The 25,691-nt window shown below is 64.2% G+C and carries 23 protein-coding genes; 11 read left to right on the top strand and 12 right to left on the bottom strand.

Annotated elements, in window-relative coordinates; all coding sequences use genetic code 11:
- Nucleotides 1-31: 31 nt before the first annotated feature.
- Entirely contained in the window at nt 32-841 is an 810-nt protein-coding gene (locus A3A9_RS0130525; RefSeq protein WP_152536207.1) for a hypothetical protein, read from the bottom strand.
- 13 nt (nt 842-854) lie between these two features.
- Nucleotides 855-2,357 carry an ATP-binding protein gene (locus tag A3A9_RS0130520; RefSeq protein ID WP_027062025.1) on the bottom strand — a complete coding sequence of 501 codons (1,503 nt, stop codon included), beginning with the start codon at nt 2,355-2,357 and terminating at the stop codon, nt 855-857.
- 415 nt (nt 2,358-2,772) lie between these two features.
- Here A3A9_RS0130520 and A3A9_RS39780 point away from each other — a divergent pair, with 415 nt between their 5' ends.
- Nucleotides 2,773-5,343, top strand: coding sequence for a caspase family protein (locus tag A3A9_RS39780; protein ID WP_051371280.1), 2,571 nt, complete (start codon nt 2,773-2,775; stop codon nt 5,341-5,343).
- A 68-nt stretch (nt 5,344-5,411) separates the two neighbouring features.
- Here A3A9_RS39780 and A3A9_RS0130510 read toward each other — a convergent pair whose 3' ends face one another.
- On the bottom strand, nt 5,412-6,053 hold the full coding sequence (locus A3A9_RS0130510; protein WP_027062024.1) for a glutathione S-transferase family protein: 642 nt from the start codon (nt 6,051-6,053) through the stop codon (nt 5,412-5,414).
- A gap of 233 nt (nt 6,054-6,286) precedes the next feature.
- Between A3A9_RS0130510 and A3A9_RS0130505 the strand changes: the two genes are divergently transcribed.
- The 6 genes from A3A9_RS0130505 to A3A9_RS0130480 all read left to right on the top strand — a co-directional run bounded on the left by A3A9_RS0130505 (nt 6,287) and on the right by A3A9_RS0130480 (nt 10,997).
- Complete coding sequence (locus A3A9_RS0130505; protein WP_027030030.1) at nt 6,287-6,595, top strand: hypothetical protein; 309 nt, start codon at nt 6,287-6,289, stop codon at nt 6,593-6,595.
- 56 nt (nt 6,596-6,651) lie between these two features.
- Nucleotides 6,652-7,659, top strand: coding sequence for a LacI family DNA-binding transcriptional regulator (locus tag A3A9_RS0130500; protein WP_027062023.1), 1,008 nt, complete (start codon nt 6,652-6,654; stop codon nt 7,657-7,659).
- Nucleotides 7,660-7,733: 74 nt separating this feature from the next.
- A complete protein-coding gene (locus A3A9_RS0130495) occupies nt 7,734-8,525 on the top strand; it encodes a 3-methyl-2-oxobutanoate hydroxymethyltransferase (RefSeq protein WP_027062022.1) in 792 nt (263 codons plus the stop codon).
- A 23-nt stretch (nt 8,526-8,548) separates the two neighbouring features.
- On the top strand, nt 8,549-9,553 hold the full coding sequence (locus A3A9_RS0130490; protein ID WP_027062021.1) for a sterol desaturase family protein: 1,005 nt from the start codon (nt 8,549-8,551) through the stop codon (nt 9,551-9,553).
- Nucleotides 9,554-9,663: 110 nt separating this feature from the next.
- Nucleotides 9,664-10,605 carry a substrate-binding domain-containing protein gene (locus A3A9_RS0130485; protein ID WP_027062020.1) on the top strand — a complete coding sequence of 314 codons (942 nt, stop codon included), beginning with the start codon at nt 9,664-9,666 and terminating at the stop codon, nt 10,603-10,605.
- A 74-nt stretch (nt 10,606-10,679) separates the two neighbouring features.
- Entirely contained in the window at nt 10,680-10,997 is a 318-nt protein-coding gene (locus A3A9_RS0130480) for a MocE family 2Fe-2S type ferredoxin (RefSeq protein ID WP_027030035.1), read from the top strand.
- A gap of 1 nt (nt 10,998) precedes the next feature.
- Here the strand turns inward: A3A9_RS0130480 and A3A9_RS0130475 are convergent, their stop codons facing one another.
- The 3 genes from A3A9_RS0130475 to A3A9_RS0130465 form a co-directional block, all read right to left on the bottom strand.
- Nucleotides 10,999-11,829, bottom strand: coding sequence for an aldo/keto reductase (locus tag A3A9_RS0130475; protein WP_027062019.1), 831 nt, complete (start codon nt 11,827-11,829; stop codon nt 10,999-11,001).
- 132 nt (nt 11,830-11,961) lie between these two features.
- Nucleotides 11,962-12,594 (bottom strand): DUF5074 domain-containing protein, encoded by a 633-nt coding sequence (locus A3A9_RS0130470; protein WP_027062018.1) that lies wholly within the window; start codon nt 12,592-12,594, stop codon nt 11,962-11,964.
- Between the two features lie 33 nt (nt 12,595-12,627).
- Nucleotides 12,628-13,848, bottom strand: a complete 1,221-nt coding sequence (locus tag A3A9_RS0130465; protein WP_027062017.1) for a hypothetical protein — start codon at nt 13,846-13,848, stop codon at nt 12,628-12,630.
- A gap of 319 nt (nt 13,849-14,167) precedes the next feature.
- On the opposite strand from A3A9_RS0130465, the gene A3A9_RS0130460 reads away from it, so the two are divergent.
- The 4 genes from A3A9_RS0130460 to A3A9_RS0130445 all read left to right on the top strand — a co-directional run bounded on the left by A3A9_RS0130460 (nt 14,168) and on the right by A3A9_RS0130445 (nt 16,816).
- On the top strand, nt 14,168-14,917 hold the full coding sequence (locus tag A3A9_RS0130460; protein ID WP_027062016.1) for a DUF899 domain-containing protein: 750 nt from the start codon (nt 14,168-14,170) through the stop codon (nt 14,915-14,917).
- 121 nt (nt 14,918-15,038) lie between these two features.
- Nucleotides 15,039-15,317, top strand: a complete 279-nt coding sequence (locus A3A9_RS0130455) for a hypothetical protein (RefSeq protein WP_027062015.1) — start codon at nt 15,039-15,041, stop codon at nt 15,315-15,317.
- A gap of 40 nt (nt 15,318-15,357) precedes the next feature.
- Entirely contained in the window at nt 15,358-16,362 is a 1,005-nt protein-coding gene (locus A3A9_RS0130450) for a zinc-dependent alcohol dehydrogenase family protein (RefSeq protein ID WP_027062014.1), read from the top strand.
- 181 nt (nt 16,363-16,543) lie between these two features.
- A complete protein-coding gene (locus A3A9_RS0130445) occupies nt 16,544-16,816 on the top strand; it encodes a hypothetical protein (RefSeq protein WP_027062013.1) in 273 nt (90 codons plus the stop codon).
- Here A3A9_RS0130445 and A3A9_RS39775 read toward each other — a convergent pair.
- From A3A9_RS39775 to A3A9_RS0130415, 6 genes are all read right to left on the bottom strand, one after another.
- Complete coding sequence (locus A3A9_RS39775) at nt 16,813-18,267, bottom strand: pyridoxal phosphate-dependent decarboxylase family protein (RefSeq protein ID WP_033838883.1); 1,455 nt, start codon at nt 18,265-18,267, stop codon at nt 16,813-16,815. The two genes, A3A9_RS0130445 and A3A9_RS39775, sit on opposite strands and share 4 nt — an antisense overlap.
- Nucleotides 18,267-19,859: a hypothetical protein gene (locus A3A9_RS41945; protein WP_051371278.1), complete on the bottom strand. Its 1,593-nt coding sequence runs from the start codon at nt 19,857-19,859 to the stop codon at nt 18,267-18,269. The genes A3A9_RS39775 and A3A9_RS41945 overlap by 1 nt, the downstream gene beginning before the upstream one ends.
- Entirely contained in the window at nt 19,846-21,486 is a 1,641-nt protein-coding gene (locus A3A9_RS39765) for an ATP-grasp domain-containing protein (protein WP_202596421.1), read from the bottom strand. The genes A3A9_RS41945 and A3A9_RS39765 overlap by 14 nt, the downstream gene beginning before the upstream one ends.
- Before the next feature lie 359 nt (nt 21,487-21,845).
- Entirely contained in the window at nt 21,846-22,997 is a 1,152-nt protein-coding gene (locus A3A9_RS0130425; RefSeq protein ID WP_027062012.1) for a substrate-binding domain-containing protein, read from the bottom strand.
- Between the two features lie 80 nt (nt 22,998-23,077).
- Nucleotides 23,078-24,064 (bottom strand): ABC transporter permease, encoded by a 987-nt coding sequence (locus A3A9_RS0130420; RefSeq protein ID WP_027062011.1) that lies wholly within the window; start codon nt 24,062-24,064, stop codon nt 23,078-23,080.
- A complete protein-coding gene (locus A3A9_RS0130415; RefSeq protein ID WP_027062010.1) occupies nt 24,061-25,629 on the bottom strand; it encodes a sugar ABC transporter ATP-binding protein in 1,569 nt (522 codons plus the stop codon). Before A3A9_RS0130415 ends, A3A9_RS0130420 begins: the two co-directional genes overlap by 4 nt.
- Nucleotides 25,630-25,691: the final 62 nt, after the last annotated feature.

Genomic DNA, 25,691 nt, shown 5'->3' with positions numbered 1-25,691 from the left:
ACTTTCTGGCGGCGTGGGGCCGCGACGCACCTCACCAGAAGCCGACGAACGACCTCGCTATCGCCGCGGGACCGATCGCTTTCCGGCACGTTTTGCGAAATCCGGTCCGCCCCGTTGCATCAAGCACGTCATCGTCGATGGTGCGCAGAATGCGGCGCGCATTGCGCCATCCGATCCTGGCCAGCGCCGATGCCAGATCGGCGCGCGCGGGATCGAACGGACCTTGCCTGGCGGCCGGGTCTGCGGGCCGGTCGATGTCATTGCTGGCGCCGATCGCGTACCGTGGAATGGTCACTGTGGCGCCGGCGTCGAAAGGCGGGGACAGGTCGAGAAAACGCGAAATCGAAGCGAGGCAGAGCGCCGGCGTCGAAACGAACTGCTCATAGCAGACGAAAAGCACCGGCGAGCCGGTGCGGCGCAGGGCTTCCATGGCAAAGTAGAACTGGTTCCAGTAATCGGCAGGCGTGCGGAACCTGTACTCCATCTGGGGCCGCGTAAAATCCTGCTTGATTTCGAAAGGTCCGTTCAGGAACGGTCCGAGATGTCTGGCCGGCCGGAAAAGGCTGCCGTTCCTTGTGAAGCGGAACCATGACAGAAGCTGGGTAATGGGATCCTTGCTCATCACGATGATGGGCAAGTCGCCATAGCCGAGGTCGCGTCCGTTCATCAAGGCCGGAAAGACCCCATGCTTCCAGAAACCCTGGTCGAAGACGGCACGCACGCCAAGATGGGTTTCGATCAGGTGTTTGGCGAGATTTGTGCCGGATCTCGGCGTCCCCATGATGCGCACCTGGGCGGCATTGCCGCCGGGCTGCCTCTGTGATCCGCCGGGAGCTGCCATCATCATATTCCTCTCAAAGCGCCAGGCTCCCCTGCTCCACCTCCTCGGCGTTGGGGTCGCCGGGTGCGGTGGCCCAGGCCAGTTCGACCAGCGTCACGGTGCGCCTTCCCGTGCCGTCGAGTTGGCACACGATCAGGCCCTGCTCCTCGATATAGGTCAGCAGTCGCCGCGCACGGCGCAGCGAGTGCGAGCCATAGGCGCGCGCGATCGCTGCGTCGCTCGGGCAAGGCCAGCCTTCCTTGGCCGCCCGCGCGATCATCATGAACACGCCCTGCATGTCGTCGGGCAGCAGCGAGGCGCGCACGGAAACGTCCCGCCACGCATCATCCTGCGTCGTCTCGGAGCCGAGACCGGCGCGGGCGCGCGTCAACATGCGGCGGAATTCGGCCAGGTCCGGCACCACCGAGGCGAGGCCCTCGATGCGGCAGCGCACCACGAATTCCTGGTAGAGCACGCCGATGACGCGGAAACCGGCGTCAGGCTGCGCCAGGATGGCGCGCAGCACGCGGTCCACCCGCTCATGCCGCTCGGCCAGATCCGCGGCGCTGATTTGCGGCTCCGCCGGTTCGGGACGGATTTCCAGCGCCGCCGACTTCGCCGCCATCAACTGGTCGAGCAGGTCCGGCGACGCCACACGGCGCGGCGCGCGCATCGTCTCGGGCGGCGGTGCCGCCAAGATGATCGCGCGTGCGTCCTCAAGTGCTGATTCCGGCATCGCCATCAGCCGCGGCGTGCCGTTGCGCGGGCTGGTGTCGGTCGGGCCGATGCGCAAGCCGAGCGGCCGGCGCGAAAGTGCTGGTCCCAGCGCCATGAACTGCCCGCGCTCCAGATCGCGAAAAGCTTCCGCCTGGCGCCGCTCCATGCCGAGCAGATCGGCGGCGCGCGCCATGTCGATGTCGAGAAAGGTGCGGCCCATGAGAAAATTGGAAGCTTCCGCCGCGACATTCTTGGCAAGCTTGGCCAGTCGCTGCGTGGCGATAATGCCGGCCAGCCCCCGCTTGCGGCCACGGCACATCAGATTGGTCATGGCGCCGAGCGAGAGCTTGCGCGCCTCGTCGGAAACCTCGCCGGCCACCGCCGGCGCGAACAGCTGCGCCTCGTCCACCACCACCAGCATCGGATACCAATGGTCGCGGGCGACCTCGAACAGCCCGCCGAGGAAAGCGGCGGCCCGCCGCATCTGGTTCTCGGCATCGAGCCCTTCGAGGTTGAGTACGGTGGAGACACGGTGGATGCGGGCCCGCTCGCCGGCCGCCTGCAGGCCGCGCTCGGTGTGCTCCTCGGCATCGATCACCAGATGGCCGTAGCGGTCGCCCAGCGAAACGAAGTCGCCTTCGGGATCGATGATGGTCTGCTGCACCCAGGGCGCGCTCTGCTCCAGCAGCCTGCGCAACAGATGCGACTTGCCGGAGCCCGAATTGCCCTGCACCAGAAGGCGGGTCGCCAGCAGTTCCTCGAGATCGAGGTTGGCTGGGGCGCCCGCCGTGGTGTGTCCCATCTCGATCGCAACGGTCATGTCTCGACTCAAAAAGGTCTCCTGCGCGGCTTGGGGCTTACCAACCCGGATGCTCCCCGTCGAGCACCGATAGCCGGGCGCGCTGCATTGCACACAGATGTCGGCAACAGGGAGACGCGCCGTCCGGCTTTAGCCCCTGCTGGGGTGGTCGCCGTAATCTGGCCTGTGGATAGTAACCACTTGTTCACCATGGGCCGGCGTTCCGATTGAAGATGCCGGCCATCCGCTTAGCCTGACCCTGCATCGCGCCCCAATGTGATGCACCCCAACGCCCCAAATGGCGGCCGGCGTCTTCAAGTTCCCTTTGTGTATACGCCGGTCGTCAGTTCTCTCCGCCAGTCGGCAGACCCCCGATTCTTCATTGAGCCGCCACTTTATGCCGGTTAGCATGGAGCTGGGTCTATCGGGGTTGTGCATGGCGGATTGGCATCGCGTCACCGTTTTCGCCGCAGTGTTGCTGGCGCTGCAGGCCGTGATGCTGGCATGGCCGGCACGGGCCGATGACGCCAAACCGTTGCGTGGCGTGGCACTGGTCATCGGCGAATCCCACTATTTGTCCCTGCCAGCACTTGCCAATCCGACCAATGACGCGCGCGCCGTCGCCCAGCTTTTGACCAGCCTCGGTTTCGAGGTCAGTTCCATCCCCGATGGCGATGGCTCTCGCCTGGCGCGCGGCCTCAAGCATTTCGTCGAGGACGCGGCCGGCGCCGACGTCGCCCTGCTCTACTATTCCGGTCACGGCATCGAGGCCGCCGGCGAAAACTATCTGGTGCCGGTCGAGGCGGATGCCTCCTCGCTGACGGATCCAACCAACCGGCTGGTGCCCGTCTCCGCTTTGCTGGCACAGCTCAAGGCCAGCGTTCCCATAGCGATCGTGCTGCTCGATGCCTGCCGCTCGAATCCGTTTCCGCCGGGTGCAATGGTTGCCGCCCCGTCCGGCGCCTCGCCCGTGGCCGCCACCGGCCTTGATCCCGTCAAGGGCGCGGCACCCCTCGCGGACGCATCCGGCGCGCCGCAAAGCCTGGGCCAGGTCATCGGCTTTGCCGCCGAGCCCGGCCACGCGGCGCTCGACGGCGAGTCCGGCGGCAACAGCCCCTACGCCGCGGCCCTGCTGAAACACCTCGCCGCCGGCGGCTTCGCCTTCGGCGATGTCATGACCATGGTTGCCGAGGAGGTCTATGTGAAGACCGGCGGCCGGCAGCTGCCATGGACCAATGCCAGCCTGCGGCGCCTGCTCTATTTCGGCCAGGCGCCGGAAGAGACCGGCAGCGACGAGGCCTCGATCCGTTCGGCGCGGCGCAAGCTCCTGCTGACCATCGCCGCGACACCGGCCGAGCAGCGCACGATGGTCGAGACGGTGGCGGCTCAGAACGAAGTGCCGCTGGACCAACTCTACGGCATGCTCGGCGCCTTGGAGGTCGACACCTCAGCCGGACCCGGGGAATTGCAGGCGCAACTCGCGGCGGGCGCGCAAAAACTGCGCGAAATCCTCGCCCGGCACGACAGCGAAACCCGGCAAGACCCGGAATTGATTCGGCTTTCCGGCCTTGCCGACCGCGCACAATCGGAGGGCGCGATCAATCTGGCGCTGACCTTCCGCGCCAAGGCCAGCGCCCGTGCCGAGGAGATCAGCAAAGAGCTCGACGAGGCAGAGGCTGACATCAGGCAGAGGCGGCTTGAACTGGCCGGCACCTTCGCCGACCATGCCCGTACCGCGATCCTCAACTTCGACTATCGCACCGCCGCCGAGCGTTACGAGGACGCCTTCAGGCAAACGGAGCGCTGGGATCCGAAAGCCGCCTTCCTCTACAAGGTCTTGGAGGCCGATGCCTTGACCGACCAGGGCATGGTCAAGGGCGAGAACGCGGCCCTTTCGCAGGCCGTCGATGTCTACGAAGCGGCCAAGCTCCTGCCCGGCGTCACCGTTTTCGGCGGCCCTGCCGGCGTCGCCATCAACGAAGGCATCACGCTCACCGCACTGGCCGAGCGCGAGAACGGCACGGCGCGCATCGAGCAGGCGATTGGCGTCTATGAAGACGCGCTCAAGGTGTTCAGCCGCAAGCGCTATCCGCAGGAATGGGCAACCGTGCAGATCAATCTCGGCAATGCCTATGACCTGATGGCCCAGCGCGCCGGTGGTATGACCTATTACAAAAAGGCGATAGAGGCGTTCCGGCAGGCCTTGAAGATCTACACCAAACAGCTCGATCCCGATGCATGGGCAGGGCTGCAGAACAACATCGGCAATGAACTCTCCGCCATGGCCGATGGCGGTGACGCGAAGAAAAACCTGACCCAGGCGATCGAAGCGTTCCATGGCGCGCTCACGGTGTGGACCCGTGAAAAAGTGCCGGTGCAATGGGCGATGGCCGAGGCCAATCTTGCCGTTTCGATGCGCCAGCTCGGCGATCTGCAGGACGGTACCGAGATGCTCGAAGCGTCGGTTGCGGCTTTCAACGACGTCCTCGAGGTTCGCACGCGCGACAAGCAGCCCGTCGATTGGGCGTCCACCCAAAACAATCTTGGCGCGGCCCTTCTGTCGCTTGGCCAGCGCGGCAAGGGCTCCGATTACTTCAAGCAGTCGATTGACGCGTTCGACAAGGCGCAGGAGGTGATCACCCGGGCGCGCGATCCCTTCACCTGGGCGACCCTCACCTACAATATAGGCCGCGCCTACCGTTTCATGGGCGATGCCGAAGACAGTGTGCTGCTCTACCGCAAGGCGCTGGAGCAGATGGACCTGGCGCTCACCGAACTGAAGCGCGACAAGTCGCCCGTCATCTGGGGCAAGACCCATTCGGTGCGCGGCGAGATCCTGCTCGCCATCGGCACCAGGACGCACGACAAGGCGACCCTGCTCGCCGCCCGCGACGCCTTCATCACCGCCCGCGATATCTTTCGCGAGCAGCATTATTCCTCAAACTTCGAGGGTTTCTACGTCAGGGAACTCGGCCTGGTCGAGCAACAGCTCGCGCAGGCCCAATAAGTTCCAGCCAAGTAAGCCCAAGCCGATCGGGTCGTGTCATTGGCGCAGCGCGCTTTTTGCGCAGCGCCTCAGGTGGATTTTACCGGCGGCAGTTCGGGCGCGTCGAGCCCCTCGAACGGATCACGCCAGGCCTCGATGGCTTCGAGCCGGCGGTACCAGCCGGCGAGCGCGGGATAATCGCCGATCGGCAGGCCGCCGACATCGTTGAAAGCCAAAAACGTCGCCATGCGGAAGTCGGCGTAGGAAACCGAACTCCCCACCAGCCATTGCCGGTCGCCAAGCGCTGCCTCCAGGATCGCCGCCGTTTTGTGAAACAATTTCAACCCCTCCTCGACCAGCTGATGATCGATCGGGCCCAGATGATAACGCTGCTTGGTGCCGCGCTCGAAATGCACCATGTCGCAGGCCCTGGCAAAATTCTCCTTGCCCCAGCTCAACCAGCGGATCATGTCGGGCTCGTCATCGCCGGTGCGCCAGAAATCCGATCCGACGTCGCGCGACAGCCGGCAGGCGATGGCGTCGGCCTCCCACAGGCTGCCGCCCGGCCACGTCAGTATCGGGATGGAAAGGTTGGGATTGAGCGGCCGGAACCGCTCCGCTTGCCCCGGCGCGAACGGTGACGCGAATTCGAAGGTCACCCGCGCCTTGAGGTAACGCGCCACCGCGACCGCCAGGCGCGGATTGGGATTGCGGCTGAAATACAGTTTCATTTCGCCCCCAGCCGGCACCGGCTCGACCTTGTCACGCATGTATGCCTCTCCTCTCCCTGGCGAACATCGCCAGACCTAGGACGAAAGCAATCGATGCCATCCGACATTTTTGATCAAGGCGGATTGAGACATTTGACTGCCGATCGAAACCGTATGAGTTGCGTAAAGTTTGGGTTGACCGCCCCTGATGGCGAGGCGACACTTCATCTCGCACCAAGGCAGGAGGAAATACGATGGACGAGCCCGAACGGTGGCGCCACATGTCGACGGCGCCGAAGGACGGCAGCCGCATCCTGGTCACGGTGCGCCCGTCCGAACAAGGGCCCGCTGAAGTCGACCTTGCCTATTGGGCGCGCGGCGACCAGTTCGCCGGCGAAGGCTGGCGCGCGTCGGATTCCTCGCCCGGCCGCGTCGTCGAATATGCCGACCCGGAGCTGAAGTGCTGGATGCCCCTGCCCTCGGCCAACCTCAGCCGCGGCGGCGCGCTGCCGGCGCCTTGGGAAGGCGAGGATGCGCAGCAATTGGATGGGTCGGGGATCTGAGCTTTCCCAGCAAAAGTATGATAACTCCCTGATCAAATCGCATCAGGGAGGACGCCATCGCCAAACCAACCTTCGCCGCCATCGCCCGCCGTGCCGGTGTCGGCACCGCGACGGTCGAGCGCGTGCTCAACGGCCGGGGCGGTGTTCGGCCCGAGACGGTGGAGAAGGTGGTTGCCGCCGCGCGCTCGCTCGACTATCCGCGCCGGCTGCCCGAGGCGCATCGCGGCATCATCCGCATCGAGGTCATCCTGGTGCGGCCGGACTCGACTTTTTTCTCCCGACTGTCCCGCGCCTTCGAGCGCATCGCGGCCACGCTCGACCGCACTGTCGCTGTGCACCGGACCTTTCTCGACGAAGGCGACGCTTCCGCCGTCGCCCGGCGCATCCGCGAACCCGGCATGCGCCGTGGCGGGCTTATCCTGGCGGTGCCGGACGATCCATTAATCCGCGCCGCGCTCGCCGAAGTCGAGGCGCAAGGCGTTCCAACGGTCCAGGTGGTGACCCGCATCGCCGGCTCGAAGGCCGACTATGTCGGCATCGACAATTACGCCGCCGGCCGCATGGCCGCGCAATTGATGAGCCGCATGCAGACGGGCAGCGGCAGCATCGTCGCGCTCTGCCACAGCCAGATCTACCAGGTGCACCGCGACCGCATCCGCGGCTTTTCCGATTATCTTGCAGAACATCCGCGCGCCGACCTCGCCTTTGTCGAGGTGCTGTTCGGTCATGACGAGGGCCACCGCAGCGCTGACCTTCTCGTCGATGTGCTGGGCCAGCGCCCGGATCTCGCCGGCTTCTACAATGCCGGGGGTGGCAATGGCTCATTGAACGAGGTGCTGGAACGCCGTTCACGCCGCCACGAAATTTTCTTCGTCGGCCATGAACTGACCGAGCGCAGCAGCGTAGCCCTGCGCGCGGGGACCATGGACGTCGTGCTCGACCAGGCGCCGGAAGCGCAGGCGCGCCGCGCCATCGACCTCATCCTGGCTCGGCTTGGCCTGCACGACCTGCCGATCGAAAACCCGCCGATCCGCTTCATCACCTTTACCGCTGAGAACCTTTGATCTGATTTGATCAAGGAACAAGCGGCCATCTGCCGCCCGCGATGCTACGCCTCTCGCAAATGGGAGGATCACCGGTGACGAGACGGCTGACAGTACAAGACCTCCAGAGCACCAAGGGCATCCGCAAATGGCTGCAATTGCATGTCGACACGCCGGCCGAGGCCGGCGCCGACGTCGCCAGCGACATCGTCATCCTGTCCTGCGAACCCGACCACAATCTCGAATTGATCCGCCAGGCGGCGCCGTTCGCCTTCCTCTCCGTCGGCATGCCGCATGGCGCGGTCGCCTCGCCTGATGAGGCGGTGCGGCTCGGCTTCGCAATGATAAAGCGCGGCGCCGATGCGGTCTATTCGTCGCATTCGCCGCGCTTCATCGAAGCCATGGCGGCCGAAGGCATTCCCGTCACCGGACATGTCGGCCTGGTGCCGAACCGCGCCACTTGGACGAATTTCCGCGCCATCGGCAGGTCAGCCGAAGAGGCCATCAAAGTGCTGCGCGCCGCCAAGGATTTGGAAAACGCTGGCGCGGCCTGCATCGAGGTCGAAGTGGTGCCGGTCAGGCTTGCCGAGCACATCACCCGCTCGACGCCGCTGATCACCATGGGCATGGGTTGCGGCAGCGCCTGCGACACGCAGTATCTGTTTTCCTCTGACGTGCTCGGCACTCATACCGGCCACTATCCACGCCACGCCAGGCGCTACGCCGACTTCGTCACGCTGGAAGCCGAACTGCAGGAAAAGCGCATCGCCGCCTTCCGCGCGTTCGGCCGCGACGTGGCCGATGGCCTTTACCCCGAGGCCAGGCACCAGGTGGACATGGACGATGCCGCCCATGACCGCTTCCTCACTCTTTCCCAGTCTTTGTGAAACCAAGCCCTCGTGAGACCGCCATGGACGATCTGAAATACGGAACACGCAACAAGCGCGGCGACTGGGCTCCGAACGAGCCTGCCGGCACCGCGCCGCTTTTTACCTTCCCGCCGCGACCGCTGGCGTTCCTGAAATGGCTGCCGCACTATTTCCTGCCCTACAATCTCCTCTTCGCGCTCTCGGCGGTGGCCTGGTGGCACTTCGTGCTGCCCGATGTCGAGGTGATGAAGACGATTGGCTGGGGCTGGATCCTACGGCTGTTCCTCGTCAACTGCGCGGCATTGCTTCTGTTCTTCGGCGCTTTCGAGATCCGACTCTACATCTTGAGAAGCCAGGGCAACCGGTTCAAATACAACGGCAAATGGCCGTCGGAGCAAAAGAGCAAGGCGTTCTTCTTCCAGAACCAGAATCTCGACAACATGCTGCGCACCTTCGGCACAGGAATGCCGATCTGGACAGCGATCGAGGTGGCGATCCTCTATGCCTACGCCAATGGCTACGTGCCGTGGCTGACGGTCGCGGAGCACCCCGTATACCTGTTCTGCCTGGCGCTGGTGGTGCCGATTATCCACGAGACGCATTTCTTCCTGCTGCACCGGGCGATCCACTGGCCGCCACTCTACAAATGGGTGCACTCGGTGCACCACAATTCGGTCAACCCGTCGCCATGGTCGTCGCTGGCGATGCATCCTGTCGAGCAGTTCGGCTATCTCGGCGTTGCATTCTGGCACCTGGTCATCCCGTCGAACCCACTGCTGGCGCTCTATCAACTCCACTATGCCGGCTTCGGCGCCATTCCCGGCCACGTCGGCTTCGACAAGGTCGAACTCGGCGAAGACACCAGCGTCGATAGCCACGCCTACATCCACTACCTCCACCACAAATATTTCGAGGTGAACTACGGCGACGGGCTCATCCCGTTCGACCGATGGTTGGGCACTTTCCACGACGGCAGCAAGGAAGGTGAGGCCCGCATGCAGGCTCGCTACGAGAAGAAGAAGGCGCGTGCCAACGCCGCCAACTGATAGCCCGACCAGACAGCCACACGGATGGCGCCAGCCATCCATCCAGCCATCCCGCAAGGGCCGGTAATCAAGGGAGGAGTGAACCGGCACTCCATCCAAGGGAGGAAACCGTGAAGAAACTTCTCATTTCGACGGCGCTGGCCACATTGATGTCGACATCAGCCTTCGCCGCCAAGATCGGCGTCAGCATCGTCAACTTCGACAACAATTTCCAGACGCTGCTGATGCACAGCATGCAGGACCGCGCCAAGGAAAAAGGCGCCGGCATCCAGGTCGAGGATGCGCAGAACGACGTCGCCAAGCAACTCGACCAGGTCAAGAACTTCATCGCAAGCGGCGTCGATGCCATCATCGTCACGCTGGTCGACACCAACGCGTCGAAGACGATCAGCGAGGAAGCCGCCAAGGCCGGCATTCCGCTGGTCTTCGTCAACCTCGAACCGTCCGACATGAAGAATCTGCCGGCAAGCCAAGTCTATGTTGGCTCCAACGAAACGGAATCCGGCACGATAGAGGCATTCGAAGTGTGTAAGCTCTTGCGCGCGAAGGGCAAATCCGCTGGCGCCACGGCCTACATCGTCATGGGCAGCCTTGTTCACCAGGCCGCACTGCAGCGGACCAAGGATGTCGAACAGATCTTCGCCACCGACATGTGCAACTTCATCAAGGTCACCGACAAGCAGTCGTCCGAATGGGCACGCGACAATGCGCAGAACCTGATGACAAACTGGTTGACGGCAGGCCCTGCCCCGGATGCTGTCATCGCCAACAACGACGAATCCGCCATCGGTGCCATCCTGGCGCTGAAGGCCAATGCCATCGACATGAAGAACGTTGTCGTCGGCGGCATCGACGCCACCCAGGATGGCCTGCAGGCGATGAAGGCGGGCGACCTGGCTGTGACCGTGTTCCAGAACGCCAAGGGCCAGGGCGGCGGCGGTGTCGATGCGGCACTCGCCCTCGCCAAGGGCGAGAAGGTCGACCGTGTCGTCTATGTGCCGTTCGAACTGGTCACGCCAGCCAACGCTACCGACTATCTTAGCAAGAACTAGAGTCGAGACTGGGGCCTCCGGAGCGGTTTCAGCCGCTCCGGCCGCCGTTCGCGATCGAATTTAGGGTGAGAAACATGTCCAGTTGGATCAAGGCCTGCGGCCTCGACGACATCGAACAGGAAGGCGCGCTCCGTTTCGATCATGGCGGCCGGACCTACGCCATCTTCCGCTCGCCCGACGACGAAGTGTTCTGCACCGACGGGCTGTGCACCCATGAGGCGGTCCATCTCGCCGACGGGCTGGTGATGGACTACGAGGTCGAATGCCCCAAGCACGGCGGCGCCTTCGACTATCGCACCGGCGCAGCCAAACGTCTGCCGCCCTGCATCAATCTCAAGAGCTATTCGGCGCGCTTGGAAGGCGGCGCCGTGCTGGTCGATCTGCCGGACTAACTCAAAACAAAAACGAAGCCGTGGCCGGGTTCGGGCCGCCGCGTCCGTCAGCCAAATCCATGCCTGCGATCGTCTTCAGGTCCTGCGCGTCCAGTTCAAAATCGAAGACGTCGAAATTGGCCGCGATGCGGTCTTGCTGGATCGATTTTGGAATGACGATCAGCCCTTCCTGGAGGTGCCAGCGGATCATGGTCTGCGCGGCGGATTTGCCGTATTTTTTGGCAATGCCTGCAATCGTCGGGTCGCCGAGCAGCTTGCCGCTGCCCAGCGGGCTCCAGCTTTCGGTGTGGATGTTGTGCCCGGCATGAAACTCCCTGAGTGCGCGCTGCTGGAAGCGCGGATGCAGTTCGATCTGGTTGACGACGGGCGTCACGCCGGTCTCGCCGATGATCCGCTCCAGATGATCGCTGTTGAAATTCGAGACGCCGATCGACCTGATGCGGCCACCCTTCTGCAGCTCCACCAACGTCTTCCAGGCTTCGACATATTTGTCCTGGCTGGGCACCGGCCAGTGGATGAGGAACAGATCGAGCTGCTCGATGCCGAGCTTCTTCATCGTGTTGTCGAAAGCGCGCAGGGCCGCATCGCGCTGGTGAGCGCCATTGCGCAGCTTCGAGGTGATGAACAGTTCGCTTCTCGGCACATCGGCAGCGCGGATCGCCTCGCCGACCCCTTCCTCGTTCTGATAACCCTCGGCGGTGTCGATCAGCCGGTAGCCGGCCTTGATCGCCCAACCCACCACATCGGCGGTTATGTCATGGTCGACCTGCCACACGCCAAGGCCAAGCTGGGGAATGGTGGCGCCGTCGTTCAGCGTGATCTGTTCTGGCATGTCAGGTCCTTTGCGAAGAGATGTCCGGGCGGTCGCCCATCGCAGCCTATCTAGGCACGACCTTGGGCGACGACCAGTCGCGGCGGACAAATTCGCGAGGCTCGACCTGATGTCTGCGTCAAAAGACCCGGCTCATTTCGGCCGGCGCACTGCCCGCACCACACCATCGGATGTGCTGCCGCAGTACAGGCGGTCGCCGCCATCGGACTCCATCCCCGAGACGCCGATGCCATCAGGCATGTTGAGCTTTTCCAGAACCTTGCCGGTTTTTGGATCGACGCGGCGCAGGTCGCTCTCGTCGCCTTCCCAGGTGGCGTGCCACAGCTCGCCATCCACCCAGGTCACCCCGGTGACGAAGCGGTTGGATTCGATGGTGCGCAGGATTTCTCCGGTCTCGGGATCGATCTGGTGGATCTTGCGCTCGCGGTACTGCCCCACCCAAAGCGTGCCTTCGGCCCAGGTCAGCCCGGAGTCGCGGCCGCCGCCGGGCGCCGGGATGGTGGAGAGCACCGCGCCGGTATCGGGATCGATCTTCTGGATGCGATCATTGGCGAGCTGGAAGAAATGCTGGCCGTCAAAGGCGGTGCCGGCATGGGCGGCGACATCGATCGAACGCAGCGTCTGCCCGCTTTGCGGATCGAAGGCATTGAGTTTTTCGCCCGAGGCAAACCAGACGTGCTCGCCGTCAAAGCTCACCCCATGTATTCGCTCCACACCGGGAAAGGGTCCGTATTCGCGCAGGATTTCGGCCGCTGAATGCTTCATGTGTTTGTCCTCGATAGTGGTCGTTTTCCCTTCCTAGCCGCTTGGCAGCGATGCCGGGAGTAACAAGGTGGTCGTGAATCCGGCCATTGGCGGCGTCATCCAGCGGCGCGCGCGGCCATGGCCGAAAGACTGCACCTTGCCGGCCTCGGCCAACAGCTCGAGCGCCCGCTGTACGCTGCGCTGGCCGGTGCCGAGCGCCAGCGCCAGGGCCGAGCTCGACCAGGCTTCGCCGTCGGCAAGCAAGGCAAGCACCGCCGCGTGCCGTTCCTCGATCGGCCGTGCCAGCACCAGCATCGCGCGCGCTTGGCGCGGCGCCAGCGTGAAACCGCGCTTGGTGGCGCTGATGTCGGCCAGCGCACCAAGCTCGGCGCGCAGCCGGCCGATCTCGACGCGCAGGCGGGCGCGGTGCGATTCATCGGCATGCTTGCCGCCAAAGGCCCGCGCCACGAGCTCTTCACGCGACACATCCCCTGGCCAGGCCTCGGCAAGCGCACGCGCCAGCGCAAACAGCACCGGGCGGCTTGCCAGCGAGACGGTTCTGTCCCCGGCGCGCACGGCATAGCGAAAGGCATCGACGACAACCGCCGGCGACGCCTGCAGCGCCTCGACCTCTTCGAGCAGCAATGGCCGCTCCGTGCCTTGGCTGATCAGCCGTGCCGCCGGTGTTTCCAGCGCCAGAGATGCGCTGTCGACCTCCGCCATGAGGCCCGGAATGCCGGCCTGCCGGGCGGCGTGGCGGGCCCATTCGAGTGCCGCGCGCGCCGGCCGGGTTCTGAGCCGCCGCATGGAGATGCCGGCGACAGCAAGTTCATGCGCGGCCCGTGCAGCCGGCGGCAGCGGCGTCGGGTCGAGCCCGGCCAGCACATGCTCGGCTTCGTCGAGGCGGCCGATCAACAGCAGGCGCCGCACCTTGAGATGGCCGGCATGCGCCGCGTTCAGCCGGTCGCCATGCTTTTCCAGCGTCGTGCGCGCCGCGTCGAGCGCCTTGGCCGGCCAGCCCAGATCACGCGAGACCAGCGCGATCTCGGCCTCGGCGACGACGCATCTGGCCCGCGCGACAGCCTCTTTCGGGCTGAACGCCCGGGCCGCCCGCCGCAAGAGCAGCTTGGCGCGGTCGAAGTCGCCAAGCTGCGCCATGGCAATGCCGCGCAGCGCCAGCGCCGGCGCATCCTCGCGCAGCGCAACGCGGTCGAGCGCGCCGAGCGGATCGCCTGCCGCCAGCGCCAGTGCTGCCGCCGTGATCAGCGAGTCCATTCAAATCCCGTCACACTTGTAACTCCCACCCCTCGGCCTGACCGCCCTAACTTAAGTCACCACCGCCAAGCAGCAAGCCGCATCACCGAAGCGGCAAGCCAAGGAGACCTGAGATGCCCACCGACACGCCGTCCCACAATACAGCCGAACCTGCCCAGCGGATGCGCCATCCCTGCTGCGCCGGGCCGGCCGATTCAAATCCCGTCGCTGAAGTAACGCACCCCGCCCCGTTTCACCGCCCTACCCTGGATCCCCGCGAAGCAGCAGGCCGCAACGGCCCCATCACCAGCAACCCAATGACTGGCAAAGGAGAAGACCAATGACCAAGCACTTGACGATAAAGACCCCTCCGGTCGTTTCACAGCAGGAATGGCAGGCAGCGCACGAGAAGATGCTGGTGAAGGAGAAGGCGACGCTGCGCGCCAAGGATGCGCTCGCCGCCGAGCGCCGCCGCATGCCGTGGGTGGAAGTGGACAAGGCCTATGAGTTTGAAGGCCCCAATGGCAAGGCGAGCCTGCTCGATTTGTTCGAAGGCCGCCGCCAGCTGATCGTCTACCGCGCTTTCTTCGAGCCGGGCGTCTATGGCTGGCCCGAACATGCCTGCCGCGGCTGTTCGCTCGGCGCCGACCAGGTCGGCCACCTCGCTCATCTCAACGCCCGCAACACCACGCTTGCCTACGCGTCTCGCGCGCCGCAGGCCGACATTGTCAGGCTGAAGGCGCGGATGGGCTGGGAGATGCCCTGGTACACAATCACCGACAGCTTCGACAAGGATTTCGGCGTCGACGAGTGGCACGGCCACAACGTCTTCATCCATGACGGCGACCGCATCTTCCGCACGTATTTCATCAACAGCCGCGGCGACGAGGCGATGGGCACCGTCTGGAGCTATCTCGACGCCACCCCGCTCGGCCGCCAGGAGATCTGGGAGGACTCGCCTGAAGGCTATCCGCAGACGCCGCTCTACAGCTGGTGGAACTGGCACGACAATTACGAAGCCGGAGCCGACAAGAAATGGGCCGAAGTCTCCGCCGCCGGGGAAGCCGCGTTCCGGGACAAGGGCGAGTAGCTGGGACTGGCGGGGCGCATCGCAATCTGCCCACCTCCCCCTTGTGGGGAGGTCGGACCGCAGGTCCGGGGCTCCCACACGCGACGCTCCAAGACTGGCATGGCCATCAGGGGAAAAGACCATGAGCGACATCCACACAAGCGCCGGCGGCACCACCTCCGACAATACGGGAACTCCCGCCCTCGGCATCGCAGACTGGCTGTGTCTCGCCGCCGCCCCGACTTTCGCGGTGATGGCGCTGCTCTCCTGCCTTCAGGGCAGTGATGCATCCATGATGTGCATGGGCGCCTTGCCGCTCACCGGCCCGTCCTTAACCGGGATGCCGGCCATGTATCTCCTGATGAGTGCATTTCATCTCGCACCTTGGCTGAGGGTGATCTCAGGCCGACCGGTCCGATAGATCCAAGCCGTCCTGACCACATCACACATCGGAGAAGACAATGAAGCTCGTCAGGCTGAGAGCGCCGGGTGGCTTGGAGAGGCTCGAACTGGTCGAGGAATATCCGCCGAAGCCGGGCCCGGGTGACGTGCTGGTCAGGATCCGCGCCTGCTCGTTGAACATGCGCGACGATTTCGCCGTGCAGGGCAAGACGCCGCTCGCCGATGGCCGAGTCCCGTTGTCCGATGGCGCCGGCGAGGTGATCGCCGTGGGCAGCGGCGTCGAGGCGCTGAAGCCCGGCGACCATGTCGTCAGCGTTTTCTACCCCTTCTGGCTGGATGGCGACATGACGCCCACCACCAGGCGCGATGTGCCGGGCGACAGCTTTGACGGCGTGGCCAGCGAATATGTCTGCATGCCCGCGCATGCCTTCACCAAGGCTCCGGACGGCTATACGCATATCGAAGCCGCAACCCTGACCTGCACCGCCGTCACCGCCTGGCGAGGCCTGGTTGTCTGCGGCAAGGTTAAGCCCGGCGACACGGTATTGGTGCTTGGCACCGGCAGCGTGTCGCTGTTTGCGCTGCAATTCGCCAAGGCCGCCGGCGCACGGGTCATCGCCACCTCATCCAGCGAAGAGAAGCTGGAGAGGCTCGGTCGGCTCGGCGCCGATGCAACCATCAACTACAAGGCCGTGCCGGACTGGGGTCGTGCCGCCAGGGAGTTGACCGACGGACGCGGCGTCGACCACGTCATCGAGGTCGGCGGCCCCGCCACGCTGGCGCAGTCGATAACCGCTTGTCGCACAGGTGGTCACATCGCCCTGATCGGCGTGCTGACCGGCTTTGCGGCTGAGGTCTTCATCCCGGCGCTGTTTTCAAACCAGATCCGCATCAGCGGCATTTCCATCGGCAGCCGGGCGGACCAGGAGGACATGATCCGGGCGATCGAGGTCAATCACCTCAAGCCGGTCGTCGACCGCCGTTTCCCGCTGCGCGACATAGCAGCCGCCTTCAGGCATTACGGAGCGCAAAAGCATTTCGGCAAGGTCTGCCTGGAGCTTTAGACGCTTCCCACGGACGTGGCGATATCTGACGACCTGGCTTTGCACTTTGCCCGATACCACAGCATCCATCAGCAACAGCTAATTGACAGCCCGATGGAAACGGCGCTCACTGGCCGCACAGGTGGATCGCAGCAACAGGCGGGCGATTTCGGCCGCCGGCGTCACCTTGGGGAGGGATGCCATGCCAACCGTAATCGGCCATCACAACATCTCGAAAGACACCAAGCACTGGCTCAGTTCACCCAAGCGCAAGGAGCTTTTCGGCTCGCTGGGGATCACCAACATCCGCACCTTCGTCGATCCGCAGAACCCGAAACGGGTGGCCGTGATGATGGACGTTCCGGACATGGACAAGATGGCGGCGCTGATGCAGAGCAAGGCGGCAGCGGATGCCATGACGCACGATGGCGTGGTGCCGGAATCGCTGGTGATCCTGGTGGAAACGAAGGGCTAGCCGCTCGAACCGGCCAGATACTGGTCGAGCGTATCGATGAACGCATCGATGTCAGCCACCGTCGTGCGGTGGTTGACGATTGCGCAGCGCACGACCAGTTCACCGTTGAGAGTTGTCCACGAAGGCGCGGCCAGGCCGGAGTCCTGAAGGTCCAGCACCAGTTTGCGGACAAACTCGGAATCCGCCCCGCGAATGCCGAAACAGACGATGTTGAGCGCCACGGGCGCTTTCAACTCAAAGGACGAATGGCGTTCCAGGCGTTCGGCGAGATGGCCGGCGAGCCTGCATGTGTGGGCGATCGAGCCGCCGATACGGTCCGCTCCCAGCGCTTCGATCGTCATCCAAGTCTTCAAGGCGCGGCACCCGCGCGACAGGTCCGGGCCAAGATCGCAAGGCCAGGTTTCGCCGGCGGCAAGCCCGCGATCGGCACGCTGCAGATAGGCGGCCGGCTGCGCGAATGTCCGCTTCTGGGCATCGCCGTCGCGCACGAGCAGGAACCCGGCATCATAAGGAACCTGGCCCCATTTGTGAAAATCGAGCGCCACCGATGCCGACTTTTCGATGCCCTTGAAAAGCCCCTGCAGCGTATCGGACAGCATGGCAAGTGCACCGATCGCGCCGTCGACATGAAACCAGAGACCTTCCCTCGATGCGATTTCGGCGATTTCAGCCAGCGGATCGATGGCGCCGGTGTTCACCGTTCCCGCGGTTCCGACGACGAGAAACGGCAGGAATCCGCTGACGCGATCCTGGTCGATGGCGGCGCGCAACGCGCCAGGCAGCATCCTTCCGGCAGCGTCGACCACGATGGTGCGCAGGTTCGCCGAGCCGATGCCGGACAGCTGCATGGCCTGCGCGATGCAGGAATGCGCCTCGGTTGACGTGTAGGCGACAAGCTGACGGTCAGTGCCGCGCAGGCCGGTTTCCCGGACCGACTGGCCCATGGCTTCGGTTCTGGCGATCGTCAACGCGACGAAGTTTGCCATCGACGAGCCGGTGAGGAACAGGCCGCTAGCGCCATCGGGGTAGCCGAGCACCTCGCTCATCCAGCGCGCTATCTGCTGTTCGACCACGAGACCGGCATGGTCGCGGCCGCCGCAATTCATGTTCAGGCCGCCGGCGACAATTTCGGCCACCATGCCGATCGGCGTGCCCGCGCCATGAACCCAGCCCATGAACGAGGGATGCAGATTGCCGGTCGCGAACGGCATGATGTGCGTGCGCACGTCATCGACGACATCGCCGAGGTCGCGGGGTCGGTGCGGCAGCGGTCGGTCAAACCGGGCACGCGCTTCATCGCTTGGCCTCTGCCATACCGGCCTTTGCCGGATCGTCTCGATGTGGGTGATCATGTCATCCAGCAGGCCGTGCGCGACCGCGCGGAACTCATCCCAGTCCGCAGGATCAAGGCTGGTCTCGCCCGCATCATTCTGCTCGACAGGCAGCGGCATCAGGCTTCCCGTGGCTGTTGCAGGACAACAGCCAATTTCTGGAAGAAGACGTCGAGCCTGGATTCGATCGGACCAAACGCCTGCTGCAGCGACTGGCCGGCCGCCATGCGCGCCGAAACGCCGACCACATCGGCGGCGGAGGCGGCAAGGCGCAGCACCGTGCGCGGGCCCAGGCGCACGGCTTGCCCGATATGGCAGATCGGCCCGCCACTGAGGCCGCGCATCGAGTGCTGGACAGCCTGGCATACCTCGAACGAAGCGAAATCTCCGGCACCGTCGGTGACGGTCAACGGCACCATGGCGCTGGCGCCGAGATGATCGCCTTCGTCATCAGGATGCAGGGAGATGCCTTTGACGGCGCCGATGCGAGACAGCGCCAGGCGGACGAACTCTTCCTTCAGCAGGCCTTGCCGGAATTCATCGATCGCGGCATAGCGGTCGAGATGGGCGAGCGCGGCAACCCAGCGCAAACCCAGTCCAAGGTTCATTTCCGACTTGAACGAGAAGCCCATGCGCTGGCGAAGGGCCACCGGCCAGTCCTGCGCCGCCGTGTAGTCCGCCAGCCCTGCCGGAATGGCGGACCTGGCGGCAAGCGCCTCGGCCATGGCCTCGGGTATGAGGAGCGCGCCCGAAAAAGGCGGGCCGGCAATGAACTTGGATCCGGTCAGGGCCACAATGAAACCATCCGCCAGGTCTTGGCGCAGCCGCGAAATCGAGCCGCGGAACTGGCAGGCATCGACGACGACATGCACCCGCCCGGGCGCAAGGGCCGCGACATGGCGCGCGGCCTGCCGGGTCACCGCCGGGAGGCCGGTTTTCGAAGCATCGAGCACGTGGACGAGCACATCGCGATCGCGCTTCAATTCGAGCTCGACGGTGGTGATGATATCGGCATCGATGTCATGGTGGCGGCGAGGCCCGCCCGTCTCGGTGCGGATGGCGATGGTGCGCACGTCGATGCGGTCCGGCGCCAGGCCTTCAAGCGGCGCACCTGCCTCGACGACGCTGCCGAGTGCCGTCAAATCCGAGTAGTGACATCCCGCCGCCGCGCGTGGCACGCCATTGCCCGTTTCGTCCGGCGCGACAAGCACATTGGTCAGGGAACGCCTCGAGACGCCGGCAATCATGCAGAGCGCGAGAAGCTCCGCATCCGTTCCGGAAGCGGCCAGAACGACGTCAGTTCCCGCACAACCAAGATTACCGGCAATCCTGTCGCGAATGTCGGCGAACCATTGCGCGGATGCGACAGGCGAAGGCGACGCCATGTTGATAAGGCGCGCTGCCTCGACCCCGGCCGCCTGAAAACCCTCGCGCGAGATGTTGCTTGCCGTTGTCGACGAAAATGAGATCTCGTCATCAGCCGGGGTCGTGCGCGTTCCGTAGCGGTTGCGCCGGGTGATCGCATCCAACCAGATGCGCCTGTCGCCACCCGTACCGAGCAGGAAGGAAACGGACGCCGGGGAACGGTGCTCATGGCTGCCCGTTTGCTGGTCCGGACCGGCCGGCACCGGCAGGGTCCCGCGCTGATTTGCAGGCATGATGGTCTCCGAAATCAGGGCGAAGGCGAACTGCTCGCGATCAAAGCGGTTCATTGGACGTTACGGCACCGGCCAGGTAGGAGATCTGGACGTCATGGCTTATCAGCGGTTCGAGATCGCTCGCCCGCTGCGTGAATTCCAACCCGCACCGGTCGACATAGGCACGATCGACGCGTTCGCAGAAGCCCGGATCGATGATCTTCTCGCCGTCCCAGAAGACGGCGTGGCCGGTGTTGGGAACGGTCGGCGAAACCACGCCGATGATCGCCGGTTTGGCCCACAGCATGTAGATGCTGCTCAGGAGAACGAAACCGCATTTGTTGGCAACGCCTCGCATGATCGAATGGCTCATCGGCCCGCCGAACGGATAGGCCGGATCGCAGCCTCGCGCGGTGGCCTCGATCTCCTCGTAGGTTCGGCAAGTCAGCATCGCCAGGGCGCAAACCAGGCAGTCGTCATGGGTTCGCTGGTAGACGGCCGGCTTTCCCGTGTGGGCGCATGCGGTCGTCGGCGTCGGCAGCATGCGCGCCACGCGCCGCTCCAGCGCGTTTTCAAACGCCGCGAAAAGCTTGTGCATGGCGCTTTTCTTGTAGGGAAAGATGCTCTCCCAATCCATGGAATGGACGATCATCGCCACATCCGCCTCGAATACCAGCAGGCGGCCGTCGGCGAGTTCGGCGCAATCGATGGCGAAATAATCCAGCCCCAGACGCCGATGAAGCGCATCGAAGGATCGCGCGTGGCGCACCGCGAAATCGCTGTCGAAATTGGCCATCCACAGCGCTTCCTCGGCACGCCTGTCTTCGTGCTGGGTCATGCCGGCGTTGAGATAATGGACCATCCAGTGCTCGGAAACCGCGAGATGGCTGGCATAGGGGCGCCCATTGATGAAAGCGACACGCTGCTTGCGGAATTTGCCGTCCGTGCCGCTGTAGTCGATGAAGGGCGTGACGTAGAATTCGGTCTCGGCGTGCGCTTCCAGGTAGGCCGAAAGCTCCAGGCGCGTGGCGATCTTCTCCATTCCCTTGCCGGCATGCGTGCCGAGCGGGCGCACGATCACCGGAAACGAATTCGCCCCAAGGATCGCGCCGACCTCGATGTCCCCGCGAGCAAGGCTCTCGACCACGGCTCGATCAACGCGCGCGGCGGCCGGGGCAAGGATCGAAGGCTCGTCCTTGAGCGCGTCCGCGACGCCGTCCCTGGACAGTCCCATGATCTGGCGCGGCGCGTTGTTCATGATCGGGCCGGTCCAGTCGCGCAGCAGCCGGTCGAGGTTCGCCAGCACCGCCAGATTTTCAGCCGACTCGCCGACCGCCACGAACGCGACATCGTGCGCTGGAATGTCCTTGAGGTCAGCGGTGTCGGCGTCGACATAGTGAAGCAGGATGTTCGCGTCGGATGTCTCGAGCAGGAATTCGATCGGCGTGTTGGCCATGAAGTCGCCGGCGGTCATGAAAACAAGCACGTTCGGCCCCGTGCCGCGACCGTTGCGGATGCGGTATTTGCGGCTGATATCGAGTGCCGCCTTCTGGCTGAGCGCGGCCTTTTCTTCCTCGCCTATGGCGTGAAGCAGGATCGACACATCGAGAAACGCCGCCGCATCGGTGATATCGGCCGAAACGCGCCCGAACAGCTCGTTCCACAAGGGCGAGATATCTCGCCCCTCGAAGACCGCACGCACGATGGGCGCCTTGCCAATGATCAGATTCGGTTCGTCAAAGGCCTCAATTTGAACTGCCGCGCTTTTCAAGCCCTCAAGCCTTTTGCCACGCGGTGGTTACGGCCGGTTCAGCCTCCACGCCGCCTGCACGATGTGCGGCTTCACTGTGGCCCCCGGCGCTTGTGCGAGCCTTGTGGCGTCCTGATGCGGCATCGGGACCAAATTTACGCCTGTTGACGCGCCACATTGGTGGCCCCGGTGGATGCCGAACTCCGCCGCCAGCCGGTGCGCGCCTGACGCCGGTCTGACGTGGCCGAACGCGCCTCTCGTGCCAGGCAGCCACGGGCACAAATTGCTGTGCCCGTGGCCATGTCATCAAATCAATTGCACTTCGGCTTCGCCGCATTGCAGGCGTCGACCAGTTCGGCCGGCGGGTCCTTGTGGAAGACGGTCTTGTAGGATTCCAGCACGTTGGATTGCACCACCGGCAGCGACTGCACGCCGACCCAGGCGGGCGTGGGTTGCCCGATCAGCGCCTTCATCATCGCTAGCGCCTCGGCGACGCCCTGGTCATAGGGACGCTGCGAACCGGTTGCCTTGAGCGGGCCGCCCTTGGCGATCTCGATCGCCGATTGCAGGCCGAGATCGACCGTGGTGATTGGAATGTCGATGCCTTGCGCGCGCATCGAGGACAGCGTGTCGAGCGCCGGCTGATCCCACACCGCGTATAGGCCCTTCACATCGGGATTACCGGTGAGGAAGTCGCCAGCAATCTGCGACACTTTCGAGGGATCGGTGAAGTCGACCTGCTTCATGACGATGTCGGGCCGGTTCTTCTTCATCCACTCGCTGACGCCCTTGGTGCGCTCATTGGTGCTGAAATAGTCGACGCCGAAATTGACCAGGCCGATCGTGCCGCCCTTGGGCATGCAGGACGCCAGGATCGTCGCCGCGATCTGGCCATTGCCCTGGCTGTCGGCCGAGATCATCGAGGCAAAATCCTTTGGCGATGAGAGGCCGACCGGGATAGAGTCCATGAACACCAGCTTGATGCCGGCCTCGCCCACCTTCTTGTAGGTCGGCGCCGTCGCGGTGAAGTCGACCGGGATGGAGATGATGCCGTCGGGGTGCTGCTGGATGGTGTTTTCGATATCGGCGATCTGCTTGTCGACCTGATATTCAGCCGACGCCACGCCGGTGACGGTGACGCCATATTTGGCCAGCGTTTCGCTGATGCCCGCCACTTGCAGCTGCGACCAGTCGAGGTTCACCGTCTGCATGGAAATGCCGACCTTGAACTTGCCGGCCTTGACCTTGGCGGCTTCGTCGTCGGTCAGTTTCAGCTCGTCGGGCGAAGCTGCCTTTTCGCCGTGCGGGCCCTGCCCCACAATTCCCTTGGGGCCAAGCGTCGCCAGGTCGACGCCGGTAACGCAGGTGTCCGGCGTTTGCGCCAGACCGAGGGACGTCGACAGCGCAAAGGCGCTGGCGGCGAGGCTCAATGTGCCGAATAGGATTCGTGCCGAATGTTTCATGACTTTCCTCCGTTGGTTTTTGAATGTTCGTTTGCCGTTTGGAGCCGGCGGTCTTCTGCTGATATCCGTGGGTGCGCGCCTTACCTCCTCGTGAACGCGACCGCGGCGATGATGATTGCTCCCTTGATGACGAGTTGCAGCGACGAGCTGACGCCGAGCAGCACCAGCCCGTTGTTGAGCGTGCCGATGATCAGGCTGCCAAGCAGCGTGCCGAGCACGAAGCCGCGCCCGCCAAACAGGCTGCAGCCGCCGAGGATCACCGAGGCGATGACGTCGAGCTCCATGCCTTGCACGACGTCGGGCCGCGCCGCGTGCGAGCGCGCCGACAGGATCAGCGATGCCAGCCCGGCGAGTGTCCCGGTCAAAACGAAGGCCAGCGTCGTGACCTGCTTGATATGGACGCCGGAATAAAGTGCTGCCGTCGGATTGCCGCCCGCCGCATAGACCCGCCGCCCGTAGACGCTGTAATGCAGCAGCAATATGCCGGCGATGGTGACGCCAAGCGTCCACAGGATCGGTGCGGGAATGCCGAGCACCGAGCCTTCGCCGAAGATCGCGAAATAATATTCGTTGGTGATGATGACCGGCTTGGTGTTGGTGACCATCAGGGCCAGCCCGCGCGCACCGCTCAGCGTGCCCAATGTCACCAGGAAGGACGGGATTTCGAGCCGCGTGGTCAAGACACCGTTGATGAGCCCGATCAGCGCACCGGTGCCCAGCCCCGCCACGGCGCCAACAACCCAGTTGTTGGCGACAAAAGCCATGGCCAGCGACGCGCTCATGCCTGAAAGCGCCAGCGTCGAGGCGACCGACAGGTCGATCTGCCGGGAGATGATGACGAATGTCATGCCCACGGCAATGATCGAGACCAGCGTCGTCTGCCGGCCGATGTTGAGAAAATTGTCGATCGACAGGAACCAGGGCGATGCCAGGCTGAACACGACCAGCATGATCGCGAAGGCGACGTAGAGCATGTAGGGACGCTCGCCTTGCAAGAGATGCAGCAATGCCAGGCGTCCGCCAGGCTGGTTGACGGCGGCTTTTGCCGGGCTCTGGGTTTCAGTCATGCCGCGTGCTCTTCCGATGGCTGCGAAATTTGGATGAGATGATGAAGATCCTCGGCGCTGCCGAGATCCAGTCTGGCAATCGTCCTGATGATGCGGCCATCGACGACGATCGAAATGCGGTCGCAGAGCTGCAGCAACTCGGAGAGATCAGACGACACCAGCAGCACACCACTGCCAGCGGTCGCCGCCGCACGAATGACGCCGTAGATTTCCTCGCGCGCGCCGACATCGACGCCGACCGTTGGCTCGTCGAGCAGCAGCACGCGCGGCCGCGGCTCGTTCCATTTGCCGAACACCACCTTCTGCTGGTTGCCGCCGGACAAGTTCTTCACCAGGGTCGATGCGCCCGGCGCCTTGACGGCCAGCCTGCGCATCGCCGCATCGGCGTGCTCGCTCGCCGCATGACGCTGCAGCCAGCCAAGGCGAGAGAAAGTCGGCAAGCGCGGCAAGGTCAAATTGCGCTCGATCGAATGTTCGAGGACCAACCCCTGGACATGCCGGTCCTCCGGCACCAGCGCGATGCCCTGCCGTATTGCCGCTGCCGGGTCCGTGCCCTTCAGCGACACGCCCTCAAGGCTGGCGTCGCCAGACTGGAAGGGCCGCAGGCCGAAGATGGTCTGCAGGATTTCGGTACGCCCGCTGCCGATCAGCCCGGCAAGGCCATGAATCTCGCCGCCACGCAATTCGAGGTTGACGCGATCGAGCCTGTCATTGCTGACATCAGCCAGTTCGAGCACCGGCTTTGCAGGCGAACCAGTCGACGGCACGCTTTGTCCCGATGCCGCCCCGTCCGTCTTCAGCACAGCATGATCCGGCCCGACGATCGCGCCGACCAATTGCCGCATATTGGTTTGATCGGTGACGAAGGTTCCGGCATTCTGCCCGTCTCGGAACACGGTCACCCGGTTCGAAATCCGGAACACCTCGTTGAGGCGATGCGTGACGTAGATCACGCCGACGCCACGCGCCGCGACCGCACGGATCGCCTCGAACAGGATCTTCTCCTCGTCGTCGGTCAGCGCCGAGGTTGGTTCGTCGAGGATGAGCAGGCGAACGTCGCCCATCAGCGCCTTGGCGATCTCGGTCATCTGGCGATAGGCAAAGGGCAGCGACCCGACCATGGCGCGGGCATCGAGCGGAATGTTCTGCGATTTGAGGAACGCCTCGGCCTGTGCCACCAGCTGGCGTTTTTTCAGGAAGCCAAGCCGTGTCCTCGGCTCTCGGCCCAGCAGCAGATTGTCGGCGACCGAAAGCGATTCGACCAGGCTCAGATCCTGATAGACGACCGCCACGCCTGCATCGCGCGACTGGGCGGGTGACGCAAACGAAACAGGCTTGCCGTCGATTTCGATCGAGCCGCCATCATGCACATGCACGCCGCTCAGGATCTTGATCAGCGTCGATTTGCCGGCGCCGTTTTCGCCAAGCAGCGCGTGGACTTCACCCGACAGGATTTCGAGGCTGACGCCGCGCAGCGCATTAACGCCGCCGAACCGCTTGCTGACGCCCTCGACGCGCAGCAAGGGGGTCTCGGACATCAGCGCAATCGAACCCTGTTCGATCATGGCGCCCGCACTTCCTCCCTTTGACGCGTCCCCTACCCAGATCGTCGAGAGTCTCTTTTGAG

The organism is Mesorhizobium loti CJ3sym (assembly GCF_000472785.1).
GTDB classification, from domain to species: domain Bacteria; phylum Pseudomonadota; class Alphaproteobacteria; order Rhizobiales; family Rhizobiaceae; genus Mesorhizobium; species Mesorhizobium loti_E.
The sequence above is the reverse complement of the archived record's forward strand: the minus strand, read 5'-3'. Positions and strand labels throughout refer to the sequence as shown.